This is a genomic window from bacterium (assembly GCA_012517375.1).
GTDB lineage: Bacteria > Hydrothermota > Tepidihabitantia > B3-TA06 > B3-TA06 > JAAYVC01.
In genome coordinates this window covers 1-18,922 of the sequence record JAAYVC010000078.1, presented here as the reverse complement: position 1 = coordinate 18,922, position 18,922 = coordinate 1, and the positions used below count along the sequence as shown (strand labels likewise).

The window sequence follows — 18,922 nt, the reverse complement described above, 5'->3', positions numbered from 1 at the left end:
GCCACGGCTTTAGGATTTCCCTCAAGTGCGAAGGAAACATCCTTAAAGACATCATCCTCTAACCTTGGATATGGAAAAACCTGGGCTGGATGAGCTGAAAGCCTGAACTCGGCTGAATCAAATACTTCAGAGGATAGCGAGGCCGAGAAGTGAGCTAACAAAGTCTTTTCAGGTATTTTGGATTTGAGTTCAGAATACATTTTTTCTATCGAATCATCTGGAATTGCAAACATCAGGATTTCAGAATTATCCATGAGATCTTCCGTGGCTAACTTGGGGCATTCGAGAATGGCTGAAGCTTCCTGCATTTTGCGGGGATCAATATCGTTGACACCAGCCAAGGATAATCCTTTCTTTTTCATGGCGAAACCAAGACTTAATCCTACATTGCCAGCTCCGAGTAGTCCTATTTTCATAACCATCGTTTATAGATTACACCTGATGTTTTCCATGTCAAGCAGAATACCGTGAACACAGCTCACATAATAATCAGGTTGACATTAAGAAAGCCTCGGGTAAACTGCCGTTCAAACATTCCAAAGGAGGATTGCATGAAACTAAATATGACTGTTTTATTGCTCGGTCTAGGATTCGTATCCGTTTCGAGCGTCTATGCTCAGAAAGCTCCGTGTCCGGAAGGCAAAGAGCAAGAGTGCAAGGAACAGGTAAAACCGATTGTATTCTCAGGTTACATTCAGCCCCGTTGGGAGGCTACAATTGATACAGCTCCTCCACTTGAAAATTCGTTCAGAATTCGAAGAGCCTATATTGGTGCAAGTGGCGGTTTTTGCAGCTGGCTTTCGTATAAGGTTGTATTGAATCTTACCGGTAATGCAGTATCTTTGTTTGACGCTTATGCAGATATCACTCCAATCGAGTATATAAGTCTTAGGGCAGGTCTATTTGCAGTTCCCATAGGTATGGAGAAGCTTGCATCATCTTCAACCATTCTTTTCCCTGAAAGGACATATGCATCTGGCTCAGGAAAATTCCCGCTTATCGATCGCAACATAGGACTGGCTCTGACAGGAAAGCTAGCTTTCTTATCTTTGCAAGCCGGAGTGTTCAATGGCAGTAATATTCTGGCTCCAAGTAACAAGGATTTTGCTGCAAGGCTTGCAGTCGATCCGTGGAGCTTCTTACATCTGGGTGGATCTTACATGGTCGGCAATCTAGGTCCCGATAATATCCTTACCGATCCATACGACCGCTACGGTGCTGAGCTCGCCTTGACTCCATGGTCGTTATGGCTTGCTGGCGAGTTCATTGGTGGAACAATCAACGACACCTCATCAAGGATTACCTACTACGCAGAAGCCGGATGGCTCTTTAAGCTAGGCTGTCCCTTCTTCTACGGCATCCAGCCGGCAGTGCGGTATGAAGCCGTCGATCCGAACACTTCAGTTGCAGATGACGCTGAGAATACAATAACGGGTGGTATAAATCTCCACTTCCTTTCCGACAACAAACTCAAGCTTGCCTTGTGCTACAGGATGATCAACGAAGAGGCGAATGCGGTAAATAACGATCAGATCATTGCCCAGCTGCAAGTAAAATTCTAATCATCATTAGTTTAGACGAGTATTTTATCAGAGGAGAACTGTAAGGTTCTCCTCTGAATGTTACAGCTTGACACTGGCTTTCACAACTATATAATTCATAGATGAGGCGACTTGCACTCATCGGCAACTGGAAGATGTATACTACTCCATCTTCTGCGCGATCTCTTGCACTCGGATTAGTGGAACGTCTTGGAAGTATTAAAGATGCCGATATTGTAGTATCTCCTCCTGCGACGTCGCTTGCTGGAGTTGGAGAAGCAATAGCGAACACAAATATAGCCCTTTGTGCTCAGAACGCTCACTGGGATGATGAAGGCGCTTATACGGGAGAGATATCAGTCAAGTCCCTCGCAGAATTGGGATGCGAGTACGTGATAGTTGGGCATTCCGAGCGAAGGGTGATATTTAAAGAATCGGATGAGATGATCGGTAAACGACTCGTGAAAGTGACGGCAAGCGGATTAACGGGCATTCTGTGCGTGGGAGAGAAAGAAGAAGAGCGAGAAGAGGGAAAAACGGAAGAAGTTTTAGCGAAACAGATGGAGATAGCTCTTAGTGGAGTACAGAAGTTATCTATAATAGTGGCTTATGAGCCTGTATGGGCGATAGGTACAGGGAAACGGGCGGAAATTAAAGATATTGAAGCATCACATCGCTTCATAAGAAAAAAAATACTCAACAGGTTCGGCAAAGACGCTGATAATATTCGGGTCATTTACGGCGGAAGCGTTAAACCCGAAAACATTACCGAGCTTGTATCGTGTGAAGAAGTCGATGGAGCGTTGATAGGAGGAGCCTCCCTATCCATTGATTCCTTTACAGAAATTGTCACACGTGCTATTGAAAGGAGGATAGCCTAGTTATGCAAGGTCTTTTTATAGCAGTTCTTGCTCTGCATTTTTTGGTAAGTACGTTGTTAGTTATAGTTGTGCTTATCCAACAGAGGACAAAAGGAGGTATGGCTGGTGTATTTGGCGGCGGCGGCGGAATGGGTGGAGCCGAGCAGATATTTGGATCATCTGGCGTGGCGCCTTTCATTACCCGAATTACCGCAATTCTTGGCGCCGCTTTCATGGTAACGACATTTGCGTTACTTATGCTGCCTGCTTCCGGTTTAAGGCAAAAGCCTCTAATAGAGAGACCTGCTCAGACTCAAACTCAAGGCCAGGTCAATGAGACGCAGAATCAACCGGGAGTGGTTCTACCCCAAGATTCTGGCAATACCGGAGGAAGATAATGTACGCAGTAGTTAATATCGCAGGATTCGATTATAAAGTGAAACCTGGAGACAGGATAAGAGTACCTAATATCTCGGAGGATACGGGCGCTGAGTTGGAATTTTCAAACGTGAAACTTCTTAAGGACGAAGAGAAAGTGCATTTTTCTCCCAAGGCTAAGATTAGGGCTCGTGTTCTTGAACACAAACGCGGGAAAAAGGTCATCGTTTTTAAGTTCAAGAAACGTAAAGAATACCGCCGTAAAATTGGCTTTAAACCATCGATTTCTGAACTGGAAGTGACTTCTATTGAGTCGCTTTAGAAACCTTGTATTAGTCTCTTACGTCTTAAGAAATATAGAGTGTGAGGTTTTTGTATGTATGAACAGTTCACTCAGCGCGTAAGGCGTATTTTTAATAACGCCAGACGCGAAGCGATAAGACTCAGGCACGACCACGTCGGGCCTGAACATATCTTGTTGGCATTAATAGAGGAGAAGGAGAGTGCAGCAGCGACAGTTCTTACAAACCTTGCCGTCAACCTGGATGAAATCAGGGAGAACCTGCTTGCTTCGCTAGAAGAAGGTAATGTCACAATTCCCTTCAACGAAATCCCGTTCGATGAAGAAGCAAGAGCCGTTATAAATTACGCTATCGAAGAATCACGAGCCATGAATCATAACTACGTTGGAACGGAACACGTACTATTGGGAATCTTACGGTCAGAATCGAGCACTGCTGCTCAGGTTATGGGTGGAATGGGGTTAGATCTTGAGACAGTAAAAGACGAAATTGGCCGCATGATGGGTGTAGATGTCGGGAAGGAGCGCAAAAAGAAATCCAAGACGCCGCTTCTTGATCATTTTTCCAGAGATCTTACCCAGCTTGCAAAGGATGGAAAGCTGGACCCTATAATCGGGCGTGAAAAGGAGATAGAAAGGGTAATTCAGATACTCTCGAGGAGAAAGAAAAACAATCCAGTATTAATCGGTGAGGCTGGAGTAGGCAAGACGGCAATCGTAGAAGGCCTTGCCCAGAAGATAGTCTCTGGAGAGGTTCCTTTAGCCCTTCGGCGTTCAAGAATTCTTGCGCTTGATATGGCATCCATCGTCGCAGGTACGAAATACAGGGGGCAATTCGAAGAGCGTCTCAAAGGAATTCTCAAGGAAATAGCCTCAGTGGATGATGTTGTCCTCTTTGTGGACGAATTGCATACAATAGTAGGAGCCGGTGCAGCAGAGGGAGCCATAGATGCATCCAATATTCTCAAACCGGCGCTTGCCAGAGGAGAACTCCAGTGCGTGGGGGCAACTACACTTGAAGAATATCGAAAATACATAGAAAAACATACCGCTCTGGAAAGACGTTTTCAACCCGTTACGGTAGAATCTCCATCGGTTGCTGATACTGTTAAAATCCTGCATGGACTTAAAGAAAAGTACGAAGAGCATCATCGTGTAAGATATACTGAGGATGCCCTCAGGGCAGCTGTTCATTTTTCTGATAGATATATTTCCGACAGACAGCTTCCTGATAAGGCCATTGACGTTATTGATGAAGCCGGGGCAAGAGTAAAATTGCTGCACCCTGTACTTTCCCCCGAGATAGCCGAAATCGAAGAAAAGATAGCCGAACTCACGCAGCGTAAGGAAAAGTCGGTTGCCGAGCAGCGTTTCGAAGAAGCCGCTCATCTTCGTGATGAATTAGAGCAGCTTAAGGAATCGCTGCGGGAGAAACAGGATGAACTTGAAAGCAAAGGGGAGTATCCCCTGGTTACGCCTGAAGAGGTTGCCTACGTCGTTTCAAACTGGACATCGATTCCTCTTTCAAAGCTTGAAGAAGAAGAGACCAACAGACTGTTGAAGATGGAAGATGAGATAGGCAAGCGCATCGTGGGTCAGGATCAGGCGCTCGCAGCGGTTGCAAGGGCAATAAGACGTTCGCGTGCAGGTGTAAAGGATCCGCGCAGACCTATAGGTTCCTTTATTTTCCTAGGACCTACCGGCGTAGGGAAGACTGAGCTTGCACGAACGCTCGCGAGATTTCTCTTCAGCGACGAGAACGCGCTTGTTCGAATAGACATGTCCGAATACATGGAGAAGTTCAATGTGTCCCGTCTGATAGGCGCGCCTCCAGGATACGTCGGATACGACGAGGGCGGACAGCTTACCGAACGCGTTCGGAGAAGGCCTTACGCAGTCGTTCTTTTCGACGAAATAGAGAAAGCGCACCCTGACGTGTTTAACGTGCTTCTTCAAATAATGGAAGACGGTCAGGTAACCGACTCGCTAGGCCGGAAGGTTGACTTCAAAAATACAGTGATAATAATGACATCCAACATAGGGACTTCAGACATCCAGAACTCAGGACCCATGGGTTTTTCGCGTGAGACAATCGAAGAAAACTATGAAAGGATGCGAGAGAGATTGCTGGAAGAAGTAAAAAAGGTTTTCAGACCTGAGTTTCTTAATAGAGTAGACGAGATTGTTGTTTTCCACTCTCTTGATAGACTGGCGATGCTCAAGATTGTTGATATTCTTATATATGAAGTTGAAGAACGCCTTAAGGATAAAGGTTTAACACTCAAATTGGATGATGCGAGCAGGGAGCTGCTTGTTGAACAGGGATTCGATGTTAAATACGGTGCAAGACCTTTAAAAAGAGCGCTTAGACGATTGCTTGAAGACCCTCTTTCCGAAGAGATACTCAGGAAAAAGCTTGAACAGGGACGCGAAATAAATATCCACCGCTCCGGCGAGAAGTTAGTCTTCGAAACGGCTGTATGAATCTTGTCGTATCCCTTTTTATTTTATCCCTTCCAATAGGCGAAGTACGAGTATTGCCTTCAAGCGCAAACGCAAATTTCATAGGCACAATCTCAGGTTTCAGTGCAGGCGTTAATTATGACGAGAGTCAGGTCGCTGAAGCCATCCGCAAGCTGTATCAGACAGGCTACTATGACTACGTAGCTATAGATACATCTCTTGTTGATTCAACCGTTCAAGTCACCATACAGGTCGAACAGCCTTCGAGGCTGGAGAGGCTTGAGATTGTCGGGAATCGGAAAATCAAAACCAACAATCTTTTAAAAGAAATCGCTGCTGATTCAGACGCAGTGCTATCAGCAAGGCAGATATTTGACTGGGAACGCAAGGTAAGAGAGCAATACAAAAAGAAAAATTACCTTCTCGCAAAGGTTTCTACGAAAATAATCGAATCGGATAAGCAGGGCTACTCAATTGCACGTTTGGAGATAGAGGAGGGAAAAGGCGTACACATATCTACAATATCTTTTACCGGTAATAATTCTGTACAGTCCATTCGGCTAGAACGGCTTATGAAAAACAGACCTAAATGGTTCATTCTTCGTTCCGGACGGTTTGATGACCAGAAATTCAAAAAAGACATTGAAACAATTGAGGCCTATTATCATGATAAAGGCTGGATAGATGCGAAAGTAACCGAAACAGAGTTGCCGATAGATACTAACGGACAACTGGATATTGTAATACATGTAGACGAAGGGAAAAGATATTATACAGGTGAGTATTCATTCCAAGGCCGCGAAGCGCTTCCGGAATCGACCTTGGTGAAAGCTGTAGTCATTGAGAAAACAAAACCCTATAGCTTATCCATGTCAAGGCTTTCAGTGGATAGAATCAGACGAGCATACTGGGAGGAAGGATACATATATGCTTCGGTTGATCCTATAGAAACTCTTAAAGGAGATACCGTCGATATAGCATTCAGTATTGTAGAGGGTCAGCCAGCTAAAGTCAGACGTATAATTATTAAAGGTAATCAGAGTGTGCGGGACAATGCGATTCGACGGGAGATAACCCTTTTGCCCGGTTCCGTCTTCAAATACTCTAAAGTGGAGAGAAGCCAAAGAAACATAATGTACAGCGGGCTTTTCAGCGATGTGCGTTTTTACCCTGAGGATGTTGAGGGTGAGCAAGGAACAATCGATCTCGTATTTGTAGTTCAAGAAAAACCGTCTGGCCAGTTTTCCGTTGGCGTCACCTATGCAGGCAAGGAACAGGGTCTTCTAGGAAACGTCGGGATAACGCATCCAAATGTATTCGGGGGCGGGCAAAACGGATATCTTCAACTTGAAAAAGGCACATCTTCAACTCAGGCTTCTCTGGGCCTTACAGAACCCTGGTTATTCGACACTCCGACTTCATTGGGCGGCGAGATGCATTACAAGACAGAGCAGAAGGAGTTGTATGATGCCGCTAAAACTGCCTATAAAAAGACCTCGCTCGGAGGTTCTATCTCCGCATCAAGACCTCTTCCTTTAGATTATACCCGAGGGGGCTTAACGTTCGCCGTAGACAGGGTTTTTATTGATAGTGTTTCAAAAAGGCCTTTTCCAAACGATCCTATACTTGGATTTGACCCTTTATCGTACCCTAAAACAACCATCTCAACTACTTTCAACCTTGTGCGTGACTCAAGAGACAACTTCTCTAATCCTTCTTCCGGGTCATTATTCAATCAATCCATAGAATTAGCCGGTGGTCCGTTGGGCGGAGATATCTCATTCATTAAAGAAAATCTCGATATTCAATTCAACTTTCCTGTTGCGTGGGAGAAGAGGATAGTGTTGACGCAAAAGATGAGACTCGGTTATATCACTGGATTAAGATCGTCCGATACCATACCTATTTACGAACGTTACAGACCAGGCGGGACATCGTACGATGGATTTGTTAGAGGCTACGACGATTACTCGCTTGGGACCGTTGTAAACGGCGCTCTAATCGGAGGAAGGGCTATGGCTGTTTTTAACACAGAATTAAAAGTAAAGATAACCCCACAAATCGCAATCATAGGCTTTTTTGATGCGGGAAGCGCTTGGGAAAGCTTAGATCAGGTCAATCTATCTGAACTTAATAAGGGGACAGGTTTGGGGATAAGATTTGAAATTGCTTACGTAGGTGTATTAGGTTTTGATGCAGGTTTTGGGCTTGATTATCCGGAAGGTACGCCGCTTTCAGAGATCTTCCACCCGCATTTTCAGATAAGCCGGTCTTTCTAGCCATGTCTTTGCGCCAGGTAGCGCAATCTGAAAGCTTGGATGAAGGTTTTCTTTTAAAAAGGCAGTCTGAAGCGCTTGAGTTTCGCGACAAATTAACTGGTATTCTGACTAGCGCCCAGGATTTTTCCGATGTCGTAGACCGAGTATTCAAAGAAGTAATAGACTACTCTGGGGCGGAGGGCGGTATCTTTCGGTTGGCAAACGAAAGAACCGGTACGCTTGATGTGTACCAGACAATGGGGCCGCTTCCGAAGACCCTAGAAAAACTAATTCCGAGACGGTTCGGCGATGGTCTTGCCGGTTACAGCGCCCAATCGGGTGAAACGATGATTTTTTTTATTCAAGATGACTTGTACAACGATAAAGAATTATTGAATATAGGAATAAGGTCGGTTCTTGCATTGCCTCTTCGTGCAAAGGAGAATGTAATCGGCGTTCTTGAGATATTCAGCAAGAATGATAAGGGTTTTGATGAACAAATCGTTAAGACGCTTTCTTGTATTTCAAGGCAAATAGGTTTGGCACTGGAGGGGATGCGTTTGGTTGAAACCCTCGAACACAGAATAACCCAGCGAAACAGGATGTACAGGTTAATGCTTAAACTTCAGTCCAGAGCGACCTTGGATGAGCTTTTGTTTGAGATAGTCAATATACTCTCAGATATATATGCTCCTGCTTATTCTGTAATCGTTCTGTATGATCCCGAGGATCAAATACTGCGGCTGAAGGCGGCATCTCAGCGTTTTATGGAAGAGATAGGACACAAAGAAATAGCTTTAGGCGAAGGAATAATAGGATATGCAGCAAAGAGTCGCTCAGCTCTTTTGATAAATGACACAATGATGGACCCCAGGTACATAAAAGGTGTGTTAGAGGTTAGCTCTGAACTTGCCGTCCCGATGATCGCTGAAGGCAAGCTTGTCGGCGTACTGGATATTGAATCACCCTTGCTTAATGCGTTCAAAGAAGATGATCTTCAGCTTCTGACAATATACGCTCAGCAAGCGGCAATGGCTATACTGAATGCACAGTTGTATGAACAAGCGCGAGAGCAAAATCTTGCTAAATCGAGAATGATGTCTGCCTTATCTCATGAATTCAGAACGCCTCTATCGGTTATTAAAAGCTATGCGTGGTATGTAAAGAACAAAAAGGAAATCCCCGCTGATGAATTAGATGAACAACTTGACGTCGTACTGAGTGAGGTTGATAATCTGAACGAATTAATAGAAAATCTTTTGAATATCGCTAGACTTGAGCAGGGCAGAATGGAGTGGAATGCGGTAAATTTTGAAGTGACAGGCATGATTAAAGGACTCATAGATATGTTTATGAAAACGGCTAGTGAAAGAGGCATAACAATTGCCCTGGAAGCAAAAGGAGAGGCTTTTGCATGGGGTGACGTTTCAAGAACAAGACAGGCAATCTTGAATATCATAAGCAATGCGATTAAGTACAATAAAGACGCCGGGAGGATTAGGATTGAAGTCGACAGCTCTGAGAGAAATTTCACAAGGGTTTCAATAGAGGATACTGGAATAGGCATCAAACCTCAAGAGCTTGAAAAGATTTTTGTTCCGTTTTACAGAGTAGGTGGTTCTAAGATAGAGGGTGTCGGGCTTGGGCTTTCGATAACAAAACAGTTCATCGAGGCTCAGGGCGGGTGGCTGGATGTGAAAAGTGTTTTCGGCGAAGGAACAGTGTTTAATGTTTATCTGCCTGCAAGAGGCTCAAATGAACAATAAAACTAAGGCCCAGATGTCAAAAAGAGTTTTAATAGTGGATGACGAAGCAAGGCTTAGAACAATTCTTGAGAGGGTGCTTAACGAAAGAGGCTATGCAGTAAAGACGGCCGTAAACGGCAATGACGCTCTCAGACAAATGCCTAGTTTCAATCCCCACCTCATTATAGCCGATGTGGCAATGCCTGAGATGGACGGTTTTGAACTCTGCAGAAACGTCCGGGCGGACGGCAGATTCGGGAGCGTAAGATTCATCTTTTTGACTGCAAAGGATGCAAGAGAGGATGAAATTGAAGGGCTGTCGTTAGGAGCGGATGATTATATAACAAAGCCCTTTGACGTAGATAAACTTCTTGCCAGAGTGGATGCCAGGTTAAGATGGCTGGACAACGTTAAATTAGGACCCTCTTCTGACGGCAGTCTTGAGGGAAGTCTTGCAGGAAGGAATCTCATAGATATCCTGCAGATACTGGAACTCGGACAGAAGACTGGGAGCGTTTCGGTAACGTCCGAAAACCAGGAAGCAATCATTCTTATTTCGAACGGCGAAGTGGTTCAAGCCACTTGCGGAAAAAAGAAGGGCAAGATAGCAGTGTTTACAGCGCTGGCATGGCCAGAAGGCAGGTTCTTTTTTAATCCCTTTGAAGAAGTTCAAGTTGAGGAAAGACTTAAAATAACGCCCCTGCTTCTGGAATGGGCGAAGGTAGCTGATGAGTTCGAGAAAAATAAACCCATTTCGTCGGGTAATATCGTCGAGGACTTCATCCGGTACGTGAGAGAAAGAGAAAACGAGGGAAGTTAGCAAGATTTTTTACTCGAAAGGCAGTATAAGGGCGCAGCTTGCATCCAAACAGCGTCTTTTAAAAAGATGCTGAAGCAGCTAATATGTAAGTTTTGAATGTGAGATATCAGATATTGGAAAACTCGTCAAGCTAATTTAAGGAGAAGCCCTTTCATTGACAAGCAGTACCTTTGCCTTAAAATAACCATGATGAACGTAGAGATATATGATACTTTGAGTCATAAAAAGAAGCGGCTGGAACCCCTGGATAATACGGTTCGGATTTACCATTGCGGAATGACCGTTCAGGCAAGACCACACGTAGGACATCTTCGCGGCTACATAGTCATGGATGCGCTAAGGCGCTTCCTTAGATGGAAAGGGTTCGGAGTCAAACTCATTCAGAACATTACTGATATAGATGATAAAGTCATTGAGAAGTCCAGAGCCGAGGGTATTGACTGGCGTATGCTGGCGGAGAGGAATACTCAGGAGCTGGTTTATGTCACATCTGCTCTAAATGTGGAGCCTCCAACGGTCATGCCCAGGGCAACCCAGCATATCGAAGAGATTATAAGACTTGTTTCCCTTCTCGTTGACAAAAAACATGCATATGAATCGGCAGGTGATGTATATTTTGATGTTCGCTCATATCCAAGGTACGGATTACTGTCAGGCAAAAACATTGACGATCTCGAATCAGGTGCCAGGGTAGACCCAAGCGAAAACAAGCGCGATCCCCTGGATTTTGCCTTATGGAAATCGGCAAAACCAGGTGAACCTTACTGGTTTTCTCCCTGGGGGAGTGGCAGACCAGGCTGGCACATCGAATGCTCTGCAATGTCCACCCACTATCTCGGTTCAGGATTCGACTTGCACGCGGGCGGAGAAGACCTTGTTTTTCCTCATCACGAAAACGAAATAGCACAGTTCGAGGCTGCTACAGGCGAACCTTTTGCAAAATCATGGATGCACGTGGAAATGCTTAATCTATCAGGACAGAAGATGAGCAAATCTACCGGGCACGTTATAACAGCACGCGATGTTCTTGAAATGTATGATCCCAATGTGTTGAGGATGTTTATACTGCGAGTCCACTATCGTGCGCAAACCGAGTATTCGTTCGAAGGCATGGAAGAGGCAAAGTCAGCCTGGGAACGAATATCCACTTTTCTTACAGGAGTAGAATCATCGCTAGATGAGCATAATATTGTTTTAGAATATCCTGAATTTGAATCGGCGCTTGCGGATGATTTCAATACCCCAAAAGCGACGGCTTTGATGTTTGAACTGGTGCGTCAGGGTAATGAAGCCCTTGCTGCTGGCGAAATCTCCAAACTTAAGGAAGTATCGGCAAAACTGAATTTGGCTCTTGATATACTCGGTTTTAAGCCAAGACGTGAGAGGGGAAGCGAAAACCTTGATAAGCTTGTCAGTATTATTCTTGAATTCCGGACCGAACTCCGCAAGGCAAAATCATTCGAATGGGCTGATAAACTCCGTGACGCGATTCAAGGAGCTGGTTTGGTGCTCGAAGATACGAAAGACGGTTCAAGAATAAGATTCAAATGAATCCCAGGATCATGCCAAAATCTGCCGAAGACCTGGCAGGGTTCATAGACGCTTCAATGCTAAGGCCTGAAGCTACCAGATCAGATATGGAGCATTTCTTGGAAGAGGCTGTACTTTACAATTTCAAATCAGTTTTCCTTCATCCTTCATGGATTGCGGACGCCCAGCAGATAATTAAAGGTTCGCCTGTAAGACTTGGCATCGCCATAGGATACCCTCACGGCGCCAATCTGACTAAAACAAAACTTTTCGAGATAGAGCAAGGACTTGAGATGGGTGCTGAGGAGTTTGATATGGTTATAAACATAGGAAGGTTTCGTACGGGTGATACTATCTGGGTTGCTGGTGAAATAGAACGTGCAAGGCGCAGGACTGAAAAGAAGATACTTAAAATAATCATAGAAACTGGCTGGTTGAATGATGATGAGAAGAAGACTGCCGCCAGGATCACGGCTGACGCAGGGGCCGATTACGTTAAAACATCAACAGGCGTCGTAGCCCCCGGCGCGACTTCATCAGACGTAAAGCTTCTTTACGAAGCCGTACAGGGAAAGATTGGAGTAAAAGCTTCGGGAGGTATTAGAAGCCTGGACCAGACTATCCGGATGCTTGAGGCAGGCGCTTCGCGAATCGGTTCATCACACGGTCGAGCAATAATCGAAGAGGCAAAAATAAGATTCGCCTCTTTCTCTCATTAAGAGCATAGACTTATAAAGATTTCATAAAACTCCGTTCGAATGTGTCAAATCTAAACATAAATCGCTAAACTGCTTAGGTTGACAGCGCCCTAACCATCCCTATTCTTAGGTGATGCTGGAGCGGTTTCCCTCTATCGATGTGGGTGATGAGTCGATAAGCTACCAAGTCACTGGAAAGGGCGAAGCGTTATTTTGTCTGCATGGCTGGGCTGGCCACGAGCGAACGTATGACGGCATACTGAAATGGTTCAATCCACACTTCAAGGTTTTCCAGTTAGCATGGCCTGGTTTTGGTTCGGTCTCAGCTCGCAGGAGCGCTTACAGGATTTCTGATATGGTCAGATGGGTGGATACATTCAGGAATAAATCGGGTATAGACAGAATAAACCTTATGGGGAATTGCATTGGCGCTAATGTCGCTCTTGAGTATGCCTACACTCATCCTGACAAGGTTAAAAACCTCATACTCAATGAACCGCATGCATTTATGCCGGATTACTTTTTTCTTCTTCTTTATCCTCTAATAAAGGATATTCTGCTCAATCTGGTTTTCAAAACATCTATAGGCAGGAAATTGCTTCTGAAGGCTTTTCCCCTTGAAGAAGAAGGCAAGGGTACCGGTTATACTGAACGCAGGCTTACGGCAGTTCCGACGCACTGCATGTCTGCTTATCTTAAGGCGCTGTATTTATACGCTCGGGAAACGAATCTTCACTCCCGACCCAAGTTGCCTGTCAGGACATTGTTTCCTATACCTAGAGAAACTTTTGGACAGGTGGCCGCGTTTGAAAAAAGCTACAGCTGTTGCTTTGAGAAATTCGAAAGCATAAGTGTTGAAGGGTCGGTTCATAATCCTGTTGTTGAAGACCCGAGGTTGTTCTCTGAGGCCGTGCTTCCGAGGCTTCTGGATTGCTCTTGACAAATCGATTATATCGCGCACAATATTGTAAAATAGGAAATCGTCATGAACATCAATAGACAAAAAGCCCGCGAACTTCTTAAAGGAATAGGAATGGACGAAGAGACACAAAGACATTCCGAAGGAGTTGCAAAACGTGCCGAGGCCGTTTGCAGAATACTCGAAGCCGCAGGACATTCGTTTTATACAGAGAGGGTTTTTCTTGCCGCTCTTTTGCATGATATTGGACTTACAGAACCTCACGGCCTTGATCATGGAGCTGCTAGCGCAGAGATTCTTAAGGAGAGGGGGCTTGATGATTTGGCTTCGCTTGTGAAGGTGCATGCCCTTCCTCAAACCGATGATCTGCCGATTGAGGCAAAAGTGCTTATATATGCAGATATAACGACAGGTCCGGACGGAAAGGCAATAGACCCCATGGTTAAACTTGATTTTATACATCGTTTAAGCCAGGAATGGAAAAATGAAAAAGAAAGGGTTCTCGCACTCGAGGCTTACGACGTAAAAAGAAGGATTGTATCCGAGATTGACGAGCTTATAAAGAAAGCAATGTCCGTAACTTGATTGTTATTCGCTTATTTTTGAGTAAAGATCCTCAGCCATTTTTTTATCGAGTTGTTCAAGCATATGATACTCGAACCATGCTGAATCCATATCATCTAAGACCCACGAAGTTAAGCCTGCGCCGTAGTGTGCGGATGCGAGATTGGGGTTTATTGCCGAAGCCTTTCTGAAACACTCCCTCGCCTCTTTCCATTCATCAAGATTAACGTAGGCAATACCAAGACCGCAGTATGAATCAGCATTTGTACTGTCAAGCCGGATTGCCTGTTTGTATGACGCCATCGCTTCACCCCATTGTTCAGACTTTGCGTAGGCCAGGGCCATATCGTAGTAGGAGGCCGCGTCGGTAGGATCAATCATGAGCGCCTGATAGTAAGCCTTGACGGCTTCATCCCAGCGTTCAAGTTTAAGATTGCAGTATCCTTTCATGGGGTAGGCAAGAATATGCAAGGGGCTCTCCTCGATGATCGAATCGAAACACGCAAGGGCGGCATCCCAGTTTTCCTGCAGTATAAAATTCATTCCTTTGAGATACAACTCGTTGTTTGAATTTGGTTCTCTATTTCTGCGCTCAGACTCCCAGACACGGATATCTATCGAGGTGTCGGATACAAGTTTCATAATTCGTTCGGATGATACGGCGTAGTTGGTTGTGTCTTGACCTGTCAGCTGGAATGCCGTGACGCCCACAACCTCGCCTTTCGAATTCACTACCGGGCTTCCACTGAATCCGGGAGACACTGGCGTTGAAATCTCAAGAATGGTTCCAAACCCTCCTATTTCTCTCAAAGCGGAGATTGTTCCTTCCAGAACCTTTCTTGATGTTTTTGCTTCGTCGATTTGAGGTCCAATCACTACAACGGCTTCTCCGATTTCAGGTATTAAGCCTGCTATGGGGAGGGGGTGAATATTATCACTTTGAATATCAACGGATAATCTTATCAGGTCTGCTTCTATGTCCTCAGCCACAACCTGCCTGGCAGTCCAGCGTTTTCTATCAGAAGTGAGAATCTCAACCCGGCTCGCCTCCTTGATAACGTGTCTACTTGTAACTATATCTCCTTGTCCTCCGATAAAGAAACCGCAGCCTATCGACATCGGATTATCCAGACTGTCATAAGTAATTAGCGTAATTGAAAATGACCTGACATCGTCCACCACATTCGAGGGATATACTTGAGCTCTAAGTATTGCGGAAACACTCATTATCCACGCAATAACAATGAGTGGTTTGAAATCCCTATTCGTCGGCTGGTTTTGCATGCGACAATATAATCTGATTGATGTGAGAGTCAACACCCATCATGCATTATCATTTCGTCACCTACGTTAATCTCAGAATTCGTCTATCTCTTAGTCTGGAAAGTTATTCTATTGGATGCCTCAATATTGTTTTTAACCTCTCAGGTTTGGTTCGCCTCGGATCACCCATGTAAATCTCGTGGTGTTTGCCGTGCAGTTTGTAACCCTTGTCGATTGCGTATTTATGCATCTTTTCGATTGCAGGCATCTCTTCGGAATACGGTCCTAAGTGCATAATCTGGACGCTGCGCCCCTCCTCCCAGCTTTCGAATCGGGCTTTTAAAAGCCCGGGAGGATCCTTCTTTGTCTTGAGCTGATCCCTGGCCTCAAGAAAATGCTCATATTTAATATGCTCGGGCTGCATTATCATGGCAGTGAAGTACCAGGGAATGTCCCTGCGGCCCATCTCGAAATCGGTGCCATCGCCCTTCTTGCTGTCGAACCACCACAGACCCTCGAGAGGCATTATTATGGAATCAGGGATACCCGATTTGCCCTTGAGCATGAATTTTAATGTGTATACGAGACCGTATAACGTCTGCATCGCATCCATGAAATCCGTGGATTCATCTACTTTTTCACCTGGCCTGATGATTCCATCAATCATTATAAAATTCATTTCAGGCACATCTACGATAGTTGGTTCCTTTATCGGCGGCATGTAAAGCTCTTTTAATAGCTTCTTGCAGTCAACTTTTGCTGGTTTCTGACCTCGTGTTTTTGTCATCTTGTACTCACTTGTTGTATCTTCTGGTCGCACCAGATTCCGCGTTCGGAGCCTGCATGCCCATCTTTAGCCAAAGTTCGGGGTGTTTTTTTGCATAATCCTGTTGGACGATTAAGAACCCTGCAAAAACCGCAATTCCTCCCGCGAGTCCTATCAGCTTCGACTTCCATCCCCTGGTTACGAAAGCATCGACAATTGCATACGTAAGCGCAAACATCATTGCTATGTGGCTCACCTGTGCAGTAATCATGTTTCCTGACCATGGAAAGATGAAAAGTCCTCCGCCGCCAAAAAAAAGAAGAAACGGCAGCGAAGCCATCATCATCCAGCGCCATTTGAAGATAAATCCTACAATCCATATCAAGCTGGATACGAAACAGGCGTTAAAGAATATCCAGCCGATAAATGGAAACCTTGCGAGGGCAAGAAAGAACCAGGCTGCATTAATCATACACAGGGCGTTTATTGCAAGAATCACCCAGCCCGAGACCCTCAGCCATTTCGGACTTTTCTCAGGTTTCAACTTTTTTTCAATCATTGCATCTCCTTACTTAGTTGTTGATTTTGGGGAACTCCGCTTTCTTGAGTTCCTCAATAAACTCACGTATCCACTGAACTCTGGCCCGGCACTCGGCCGAAGGACGTTCGAAAAGCCAAGCCGCGATAGGAATCCCGAACGCGCGCATCTTCTTTGCATTAGAATCAAAAAAGCTTATCGTTTCCTCCAAAGCGCGGTTGTAATGCATGAGAGCGTCGATAGCTTTTTCCCTGCCGATTGCGTATATGTTGCATAAGCCCAAGTCGAAATTTGTTAGTTCCTTTGCAGGAATCGAAAGATTATTGTAGACCTCCTGCGCTAGAGCTTTTGAACCTTCAGTTGTCGGCACGTAGATGCGGCGAAGACGACCATCCACTTCCTTTCGTTCAGAACGGACTAATCCTTTTCTTTCAAGACGGCGCAGGCTGTTATAGATTGAGCTTTGTTCCATTCTTGTCCAGTTTCGCATTCCCCGTGATGAAACGCGCTGTTCGATCTCGTAACCGTACGAAGGTTTTTCTGCCAGAAGGCCAAGCACAGCTACATCGGTCTCTGCAAGTTTATTCTGTAGTCCTGATTTAAGATTATTTATATGCATATAATATTATATGCATAGAAAAATTTTTGTCAAGCCGTATTGCCATTTCTGCAACTTGACACGCTTTCCGTCAGTCCTATAATTCTTTTAGTAAACACTAATATAGTTTTATGAGAAGGCTCTCTATCGAAGAGCGTGCGCGAGTGATGCGCGCGCTGGGCACTCACAGCAGGATGAGCATCCTGGAGGTGCTTAAATCCGGACCTCTGGATGTAGGGGATATAGCTTCCCGTTTAGGCATAAGCCAGAGCGCTGTATCCCAGCATCTTAAGGTTCTCAAGAAATTCGAACTTGTTGCAGACGAGCGCCATTCATACTTCATTGCTTACTCCCTTAATCCCCTGGCTTTGGCAAGACTTGAGGAGATTTTCGATGCCGTTTGCCGCATCAATTTCGAGAACTTGACTATTCAGCGCAAACTGGAAAGACGTCAACGTCTTGAACGCCTTATTGCTTTGAAAGAGAGGCTTGAGCACGATCTTGAACGTATACAATCAGCCATTGTCGAGCTAGAGAGAGAAGAGGAGCAGGAATCAATATAGGCTACCTTGACAACTAAAAAAAAAATTACAATTCAACGGAGGACTTTTATGAATAAAATAACTATACAAATTTCAATAATTCTCTTGGCAATATCCCAATCATCGTGTACACCTCCTGCGGAGATAGTTTCTTATTCGGAATTGGATGAAGGTTTTGTTGCGATATATAGTCCTTTTCCGAATTATCCACCTGACGCTAGATTGCAAGGCGAGGAGGGCACGGTCATCATAAAAGCGCTTGTAGGTACTGACGGCAAAGTTAACAAGGTCGAAATTTCACAAAGCTCAGGCTACTCATCCCTGGACAGTGCCGCAAGGGACGCAGCAGGGGAGTGGGAGTTTACAGAGCCTACCAGGAACGGCGAACCTGTAAGGGTGTGGGTTCTGTTATCCTTCAATTTTAGATTGACATAGAATTAAAACGCGCTATCCGTATCGACTATAAAGTCATAATACAGCCAGTCAAAAAAGATTTGCTTGACCTTGCTTTTGTACTCCGTATCATCCCTTTATGGAAGTAATCCTTGCCGGCTTCAATCTCGATAACGCCATAATCGATGAGCTGAAAAAGGGCAACAGCAATCTACCGGTCACGCCGGAGACAATTTCAGCCGCGTATGCGCGGATAAGCCGTTATCCCCAGAGGGTGGACGAACTCCGCCGGCAATCGAGGGAGGAGGTAGAGAAAGCAAGAAACTCGAACCGCACAATAATCTTCGAGATGGGTCATCACTCGGTTGCCGAGCATGCATGCTTCAACTTCGATGTAATCGGGATATCGCGTCTAGCAGTCGAGCTTCTTCAGGGGTTTCGACTCGCTTCCTTCACGGAGAAATCGCAACGTTATATAACCCTCAGGGATGATTATGTGCTTCCTCGGGAGATTGTAGAATCCGGTTTCGAAAAAGAGTTCAAGGCCCTTATTCAAAAGGAAAATGAACTCTACCGCGTCATGGTCGATGAGCTTAAGTTATACCACGCCTCGCACGATAAATCCCTCGCTGCCGACAAACGTGAACTGGCAAACCGGGCTAAAGAGGATGCAAGGTTTGTCGCTTCTCTTGCAACTCAATCACAGCTGGGCATGACCGTTAATGCCAGGGAACTCGAACTTATG

The 18,922-nt window shown here is 45.1% G+C and carries 20 protein-coding genes; 15 read left to right on the top strand and 5 right to left on the bottom strand.

The annotated features are described in order from the left end of the window. On the bottom strand, positions 1-422 hold a 422-nt coding region (locus tag GX441_08540), incomplete at its 3' end, for an NAD(P)-binding domain-containing protein (GenBank protein NLI98688.1). A 129-nt stretch (positions 423-551) separates the two neighbouring features. Between GX441_08540 and GX441_08535 the strand changes: the two genes are divergently transcribed. The 12 genes from GX441_08535 (at position 552) to GX441_08480 (ending at position 14,098) form a co-directional block, all read left to right on the top strand. Further along, positions 552-1,562, top strand: a complete 1,011-nt coding sequence (locus GX441_08535) for a hypothetical protein (GenBank protein ID NLI98687.1) — start codon at positions 552-554, stop codon at positions 1,560-1,562. Positions 1,563-1,663: 101 nt separating this feature from the next. Continuing rightward, the gene (locus GX441_08530) at positions 1,664-2,422 is read left to right on the top strand and encodes a triose-phosphate isomerase (GenBank protein NLI98686.1); all 759 of its coding nucleotides are present in this window, start codon (positions 1,664-1,666) and stop codon (positions 2,420-2,422) included. 2 nt (positions 2,423-2,424) lie between these two features. Next, the gene (gene secG, locus GX441_08525) at positions 2,425-2,799 is read left to right on the top strand and encodes a preprotein translocase subunit SecG (protein NLI98685.1); all 375 of its coding nucleotides are present in this window, start codon (positions 2,425-2,427) and stop codon (positions 2,797-2,799) included. Next, complete coding sequence (rplU, locus tag GX441_08520; GenBank protein ID NLI98684.1) at positions 2,799-3,101, top strand: 50S ribosomal protein L21; 303 nt, start codon at positions 2,799-2,801, stop codon at positions 3,099-3,101. Before secG ends, rplU begins: the two co-directional genes overlap by 1 nt. A 54-nt stretch (positions 3,102-3,155) precedes the next feature. Continuing rightward, the gene (locus GX441_08515) at positions 3,156-5,564 is read left to right on the top strand and encodes an ATP-dependent Clp protease ATP-binding subunit (protein NLI98683.1); all 2,409 of its coding nucleotides are present in this window, start codon (positions 3,156-3,158) and stop codon (positions 5,562-5,564) included. A 53-nt stretch (positions 5,565-5,617) separates the two neighbouring features. Next, positions 5,618-7,822 carry an outer membrane protein assembly factor BamA gene (gene bamA / locus GX441_08510; protein ID NLI98682.1) on the top strand — a complete coding sequence of 735 codons (2,205 nt, stop codon included), beginning with the start codon at positions 5,618-5,620 and terminating at the stop codon, positions 7,820-7,822. Between the two features lie 35 nt (positions 7,823-7,857). Then, a complete protein-coding gene (locus GX441_08505) occupies positions 7,858-9,567 on the top strand; it encodes a GAF domain-containing protein (GenBank protein NLI98681.1) in 1,710 nt (569 codons plus the stop codon). After that, entirely contained in the window at positions 9,557-10,366 is an 810-nt protein-coding gene (locus tag GX441_08500; protein NLI98680.1) for a response regulator, read from the top strand. Before GX441_08505 ends, GX441_08500 begins: the two co-directional genes overlap by 11 nt. A gap of 186 nt (positions 10,367-10,552) precedes the next feature. Then, positions 10,553-11,917 (top strand): cysteine--tRNA ligase, encoded by a 1,365-nt coding sequence (locus GX441_08495; protein NLI98679.1) that lies wholly within the window; start codon positions 10,553-10,555, stop codon positions 11,915-11,917. An 11-nt stretch (positions 11,918-11,928) separates the two neighbouring features. Continuing rightward, positions 11,929-12,615 (top strand): deoxyribose-phosphate aldolase, encoded by a 687-nt coding sequence (gene deoC, locus GX441_08490; protein NLI98678.1) that lies wholly within the window; start codon positions 11,929-11,931, stop codon positions 12,613-12,615. Positions 12,616-12,727: 112 nt separating this feature from the next. Continuing rightward, entirely contained in the window at positions 12,728-13,534 is an 807-nt protein-coding gene (locus GX441_08485; protein NLI98677.1) for an alpha/beta hydrolase, read from the top strand. 45 nt (positions 13,535-13,579) lie between these two features. Continuing rightward, positions 13,580-14,098, top strand: coding sequence for an HD domain-containing protein (locus tag GX441_08480; GenBank protein ID NLI98676.1), 519 nt, complete (start codon positions 13,580-13,582; stop codon positions 14,096-14,098). A gap of 3 nt (positions 14,099-14,101) precedes the next feature. Here the strand turns inward: GX441_08480 and GX441_08475 are convergent, their stop codons facing one another. The 4 genes from GX441_08475 to GX441_08460 form a co-directional block, all read right to left on the bottom strand. Beyond that, on the bottom strand, positions 14,102-15,361 hold the full coding sequence (locus GX441_08475; protein ID NLI98675.1) for a serine protease: 1,260 nt from the start codon (positions 15,359-15,361) through the stop codon (positions 14,102-14,104). Between the two features lie 103 nt (positions 15,362-15,464). Beyond that, the gene (locus GX441_08470; GenBank protein NLI98674.1) at positions 15,465-16,127 is read right to left on the bottom strand and encodes a hypothetical protein; all 663 of its coding nucleotides are present in this window, start codon (positions 16,125-16,127) and stop codon (positions 15,465-15,467) included. A gap of 7 nt (positions 16,128-16,134) precedes the next feature. Further along, positions 16,135-16,665, bottom strand: coding sequence for a hypothetical protein (locus GX441_08465; GenBank protein ID NLI98673.1), 531 nt, complete (start codon positions 16,663-16,665; stop codon positions 16,135-16,137). A 13-nt stretch (positions 16,666-16,678) separates the two neighbouring features. Next, positions 16,679-17,263: a PadR family transcriptional regulator gene (locus GX441_08460; protein ID NLI98672.1), complete on the bottom strand. Its 585-nt coding sequence runs from the start codon at positions 17,261-17,263 to the stop codon at positions 16,679-16,681. A 143-nt stretch (positions 17,264-17,406) separates the two neighbouring features. Here GX441_08460 and GX441_08455 point away from each other — a divergent pair, with 143 nt between their 5' ends. The 3 genes from GX441_08455 to GX441_08445 form a co-directional block, all read left to right on the top strand. Continuing rightward, positions 17,407-17,805, top strand: a complete 399-nt coding sequence (locus tag GX441_08455; GenBank protein ID NLI98671.1) for a winged helix-turn-helix transcriptional regulator — start codon at positions 17,407-17,409, stop codon at positions 17,803-17,805. Positions 17,806-17,853: 48 nt separating this feature from the next. Next, positions 17,854-18,219: an energy transducer TonB gene (locus tag GX441_08450; GenBank protein NLI98670.1), complete on the top strand. Its 366-nt coding sequence runs from the start codon at positions 17,854-17,856 to the stop codon at positions 18,217-18,219. A 97-nt stretch (positions 18,220-18,316) separates the two neighbouring features. Then, positions 18,317-18,922, top strand: a 606-nt coding sequence (locus GX441_08445) for an FAD-dependent thymidylate synthase (protein NLI98669.1), incomplete at its 3' end; no start/stop codon positions are given.

Bases quoted from the DNA above. Each gene is read 5' to 3' on its own strand.
- GX441_08535 (NLI98687.1), top strand. From the start codon at position 552: ATGAAACTAAATATGACTGTTTTATTGCTCGGTCTAGGATTCGTATCC.
- GX441_08530 (NLI98686.1), top strand. From the start codon at position 1,664: ATGAGGCGACTTGCACTCATCGGCAACTGGAAGATGTATACTACTCCA.
- secG (NLI98685.1), top strand. From the start codon at position 2,425: ATGCAAGGTCTTTTTATAGCAGTTCTTGCTCTGCATTTTTTGGTAAGT.
- rplU (NLI98684.1), top strand. From the start codon at position 2,799: ATGTACGCAGTAGTTAATATCGCAGGATTCGATTATAAAGTGAAACCT.
- GX441_08515 (NLI98683.1), top strand. From the start codon at position 3,156: ATGTATGAACAGTTCACTCAGCGCGTAAGGCGTATTTTTAATAACGCC.
- GX441_08500 (NLI98680.1), top strand. From the start codon at position 9,557: ATGAACAATAAAACTAAGGCCCAGATGTCAAAAAGAGTTTTAATAGTG.
- GX441_08495 (NLI98679.1), top strand. From the start codon at position 10,553: ATGATGAACGTAGAGATATATGATACTTTGAGTCATAAAAAGAAGCGG.
- deoC (NLI98678.1), top strand. From the start codon at position 11,929: ATGCCAAAATCTGCCGAAGACCTGGCAGGGTTCATAGACGCTTCAATG.
- GX441_08485 (NLI98677.1), top strand. From the start codon at position 12,728: ATGCTGGAGCGGTTTCCCTCTATCGATGTGGGTGATGAGTCGATAAGC.
- GX441_08480 (NLI98676.1), top strand. From the start codon at position 13,580: ATGAACATCAATAGACAAAAAGCCCGCGAACTTCTTAAAGGAATAGGA.
- GX441_08475 (NLI98675.1), bottom strand. From the start codon at position 15,361: ATGCAAAACCAGCCGACGAATAGGGATTTCAAACCACTCATTGTTATT.
- GX441_08470 (NLI98674.1), bottom strand. From the start codon at position 16,127: ATGACAAAAACACGAGGTCAGAAACCAGCAAAAGTTGACTGCAAGAAG.
- GX441_08465 (NLI98673.1), bottom strand. From the start codon at position 16,665: ATGATTGAAAAAAAGTTGAAACCTGAGAAAAGTCCGAAATGGCTGAGG.
- GX441_08460 (NLI98672.1), bottom strand. From the start codon at position 17,263: ATGCATATAAATAATCTTAAATCAGGACTACAGAATAAACTTGCAGAG.
- GX441_08450 (NLI98670.1), top strand. From the start codon at position 17,854: ATGAATAAAATAACTATACAAATTTCAATAATTCTCTTGGCAATATCC.